This is a genomic window from Anaerobutyricum soehngenii (genome assembly GCF_009697165.1).
Taxonomy (GTDB): Bacteria; Bacillota; Clostridia; order Lachnospirales; family Lachnospiraceae; genus Anaerobutyricum; species Anaerobutyricum soehngenii.
Genome location: NZ_VULP01000054.1, coordinates 1 through 3,507, shown reverse-complemented (window position 1 = coordinate 3,507; position 3,507 = coordinate 1). Strand labels below are relative to the sequence as shown.

The following is a 3,507-nucleotide window of genomic DNA, read 5'->3' as shown; positions in this document are numbered from 1 at the left end:
TCAATGCGAGAGGTATATGGCTTGGATAAAGCATTACGCGAGTAAACTCGCATAAGCGGTTCCCGCAAGCCCGGACAGACGGTTTCCCGTCTGCCGGATTTGCGGTGTTACCGCACAGGAATATTCATATAGAGTATAAACTTCTGGAGTTAAATCTGGTAATGGTGTTTCCGTTACAGTAAAAAATGGATATTCTTTTTGTGGCTGAATATCAAGTGTTTTAAAAACTTTAATTTGAGGATATTGTCCCGTCTTGCAATTATGTTTCCACCAATATACTTTTTGAACATTCATTGTTCCTGCTGGTCTCATAGCAGCAGCACCTCCTTCAAAAAGAGTGATTAGTGCTTGATGTATTTTTTCAGCATCTTCTTCTGTGAAATTATTTTTTTCTGCTAATTGACAGTAAATAGAACCATAAGTAACATAAGCAGCTTTATGCACCATATAACGATGGAAAAAGCTTGCACTATCTTTACGTCCCTCTTCTGTTTCATTTAAGTTTGTAGATTTAATACTTATAATTTCTTGAACATCAATAACATCTAAGCTTGTAGCACCCCATAAAGACATGCACCCTCTAACATTAGTAGATAAATTATTACCAGCCCCTTTAAAGGGAAATACTTGTCCAAATGTCCTGATATCTATCCATTTTTTGCAAGTAGAATCATAAATTTTTTTAAAATCAGGTTTTTTATTTCTATATTCATTTTTAAAATCATCAAAGTTCAAGATTCTTTCTTTTAAACTTCTATAACCGTCATCAATCCTACTATCTTCTTGAACAAATATTTCTTCACCCATATCTTGTAAACGGTTTCTTATTTTTCTTTTTAAACAAACATCTGAGATTTCACCATGTCCATCATATAATACTCTTGGATACCATGACATTGTTGCTGGATCACCATTAGGATTTGCTCCGTCAACAGAAATAATAACGCAAAAATCTATTCTATTCTGTAATGGATTCATCTTTTGTCATCTCCTTTATGAAAAATGTATATTTAATGAGAACTTCAACATATTCTGGCATATTTTGTTTATTATCCCAGTTTTCAAGAGTTCTTAATGGGATGTAATAAGCTCTGGATAACCCGATACGGGAATAATTTAATTTTGTTCTAATATCTTGAAGAGATTCTATTGAATATTCATATATTTTTTTCAAGATAGCAGTAACGGTTTCAATATCAAAGTCGTCCATCCAGTCCTGCCAACCTCGTTCCGAAATATATAATTCTAAAGAGTCATATGTTTTTGCTTCACCGTATAATTTTGTAAATAGGTCATAAGTAATCATTCATTAATCCTCCATTCACCATAAAATCCAAATTTACCAAAACTAGCTGTTATTACGTCATCTTCTGATGCTTCAATTCCATACCAAGGGAGATAAGCAATATCATCGCATCCATCTTTTATAGAAATAGAAACTGGAACTTGTGTGTAACATAATCCCTTATTAGCTTCTTCCATAGCTTCTTCTAATGTACCAGTGAATTCAAAATTTCCTGCGCCTGTACCATAATCAATATAATAAGTGTTTTTCTCGTCTAATGTTGCCATTGTGAATACCTCCTTTTTATTTATATTTATTTTTAAGTCGATTATACCACCTAGAAGGTGGTTTTGTAAAGAGGGATTTATATTTTTTATAATGTATGGACTATATTAAAATATTCCTTACCCTAGATTAGATGAGAATTTTAACACTATTTTGGCTAGAATGAATTTTAGTGCAAGAAAGGGTAAGTTGTAAGGGTAAGAATTAAAAGAGACGGTAGCCCATCAGGCACTGACAAGAATCGGGATACTGTACGAAGTAGAGGAACTGATCAGGGATAAAACACCAGAAGAACGATATAAAGAACGTCACAAACAATCACGTCTCGTAGTAGATGCTTTATTTGAGTGGCTGCATTCCATGGAAGCTTCCATAGACCGGTCTTCCCTCATAGGAGATGCAGTTTTATACACATTAAATCAGGAAGTATATCTTAGAAGGTACCTGGAAGATGGTCATTTGAGCATTGATAATAACAGTGCAGAACGTGCAATCAAAAACTTTGCAGTAGGCCGCCGTAACTGGCTGTTTGCCAAAAGTATCCGTGGAGCAGATGCAAGCGCCATTGTTTACAGTATAGTAGAGACAGCACTTTTAAGTGGATTAAAACCATATCTATATTTAACATATGTATTGGAAAAACTGCTTCAGACAGGAGCATTTCCAAAACCAGAAGAATTGGACAGACTGCTACCATGGTCGAATGAATTGCCGAAAGAATTAAGAACGAAGATAAAATCAAAAAAATAAAATGAGCCGTCCGAAGGGCAATGTCTTATCTAAATGACATTGGTCCGAAAGGGCGGCTTTTTTGTCAAGGTACGCATAGGTTACCGTGTGCGAATAAATAGAGAGTTAGATGTAATTTTAATTATCTAAAAATTGAAATATTTATAAAGAAATTAACAAGAAAGATAATAAAAAAAATACTAGAAATAACTAATGCTTATGAAATGAAAAAATATATATTTTAATAAAAAAATCTAATAATATATATTATGTAATTATTACTATTTAAAAAATAAATACTATGTTAAAATATTTATGGCGTTCTGCAAACACAGAACGTCTTTTTTTGCAAAAAAATAATTTTTTACAAAAAGAACCGAAAAAACAGGGGGTCCCATTCGGGATAAAGAATGAAAGGGGGAAATCGTTGCTTTTTGTAGGAAGGGGGTGAGCCTTAATGGAGCAATCACCTTCTTACAAAAGAAAAATTCAAATTCAATTTCAGGCATACTGTTATAAAATTTTGCGAGGTGAAGCAGTTGACTATTATCGTTATGTAAATTATTTGCAAAAACATGAGAAATCTATTGAGAATTTATCATCGGAAGAATCTGATGAACTTTATGTATCAGATGAATACAGATCAGATGATCATCTGTTTAAAGTATTGGAATATGACATAGGGATAAAAAGTGATTTACTTGCTGAAGTATTACATCTGTTATCACAAAAGAAAAGAGATGTTATATTACTTTCATTTTTCTTGGGTATGAGCGATACAGAAATTGCCAGAATAATGTGTGTAGTAAACAGTACAATACATGAGCATAAGAAAAAAGCACTTAAATTGATGAAAAGTGAACTGGAGAAAAGAGGAATGGAGGAATAGTTACAATGCAAAAAGATTCAAGAAAAAATGAAGAAAGATTATTACCTTTTGAAACGATTAAGGCAGCTACGGAAGGAGATGTAGATGCGATGGATAAAATTTTAAAGCATTATAAACCTTACATAGTGAAATTATCAATTCGGACAGATGGTGATAAAAGCTACATTGATGAAGACTTGCGAGAACGTTTGGTGTTAATGATTTCATGAGCTGTCACCAGACTGCTCACACGAATTGTCATCAGATTGCTTAACTGCCTGTCATAGATAATGGTGGATTCGCCGCCCGAAAACGGGCGGCTGACTTTTACTTAGTTGTG

Annotated in this window: 5 protein-coding genes and 1 pseudogene; 3 read left to right on the top strand and 3 right to left on the bottom strand. The window is 33.4% G+C overall.

Features of this window, described 5'->3' with window-relative positions; all coding sequences use genetic code 11:
* Positions 1-33: 33 nt before the first annotated feature.
* Genes cas7c through FYJ25_RS14195 form a run of 3 tightly spaced genes read right to left on the bottom strand, consistent with a single transcriptional unit; the run spans position 34 to position 1,572 of the window.
* A complete protein-coding gene (gene cas7c, locus FYJ25_RS14205; protein WP_154581587.1) occupies positions 34-978 on the bottom strand; it encodes a type I-C CRISPR-associated protein Cas7/Csd2 in 945 nt (314 codons plus the stop codon).
* The gene (locus FYJ25_RS14200; protein ID WP_005344857.1) at positions 959-1,306 is read right to left on the bottom strand and encodes a hypothetical protein; all 348 of its coding nucleotides are present in this window, start codon (positions 1,304-1,306) and stop codon (positions 959-961) included. The genes cas7c and FYJ25_RS14200 overlap by 20 nt, the downstream gene beginning before the upstream one ends.
* Positions 1,303-1,572: a hypothetical protein gene (locus tag FYJ25_RS14195; RefSeq protein ID WP_005344859.1), complete on the bottom strand. Its 270-nt coding sequence runs from the start codon at positions 1,570-1,572 to the stop codon at positions 1,303-1,305. Before FYJ25_RS14195 ends, FYJ25_RS14200 begins: the two co-directional genes overlap by 4 nt.
* Before the next feature lie 199 nt (positions 1,573-1,771).
* On the opposite strand from FYJ25_RS14195, the pseudogene FYJ25_RS15245 reads away from it, so the two are divergent.
* The 3 genes and pseudogenes from FYJ25_RS15245 to FYJ25_RS14180 all read left to right on the top strand — a co-directional run.
* A pseudogene (locus FYJ25_RS15245) lies at positions 1,772-2,320 on the top strand (IS66 family transposase); the annotation flags it as partial.
* Between the two features lie 436 nt (positions 2,321-2,756).
* Positions 2,757-3,188: an RNA polymerase sigma factor gene (locus FYJ25_RS14185; protein ID WP_005344863.1), complete on the top strand. Its 432-nt coding sequence runs from the start codon at positions 2,757-2,759 to the stop codon at positions 3,186-3,188.
* A 5-nt stretch (positions 3,189-3,193) separates the two neighbouring features.
* The gene (locus FYJ25_RS14180; RefSeq protein WP_154581586.1) at positions 3,194-3,397 is read left to right on the top strand and encodes a helix-turn-helix domain-containing protein; all 204 of its coding nucleotides are present in this window, start codon (positions 3,194-3,196) and stop codon (positions 3,395-3,397) included.
* The last annotated feature ends 110 nt before the right edge of the window (positions 3,398-3,507 follow it).

Excerpts from the sequence above, each read along its gene's own strand:
- FYJ25_RS14195 (WP_005344859.1), bottom strand. The coding sequence starts at position 1,572 with ATGGCAACATTAGACGAGAAAAACACTTATTATATTGATTATGGTACA.
- FYJ25_RS14200 (WP_005344857.1), bottom strand. The coding sequence starts at position 1,306 with ATGATTACTTATGACCTATTTACAAAATTATACGGTGAAGCAAAAACA.
- FYJ25_RS14185 (WP_005344863.1), top strand. The coding sequence starts at position 2,757 with ATGGAGCAATCACCTTCTTACAAAAGAAAAATTCAAATTCAATTTCAG.
- cas7c (WP_154581587.1), bottom strand. The coding sequence starts at position 978 with ATGAATCCATTACAGAATAGAATAGATTTTTGCGTTATTATTTCTGTT.
- FYJ25_RS14180 (WP_154581586.1), top strand. The coding sequence starts at position 3,194 with ATGCAAAAAGATTCAAGAAAAAATGAAGAAAGATTATTACCTTTTGAA.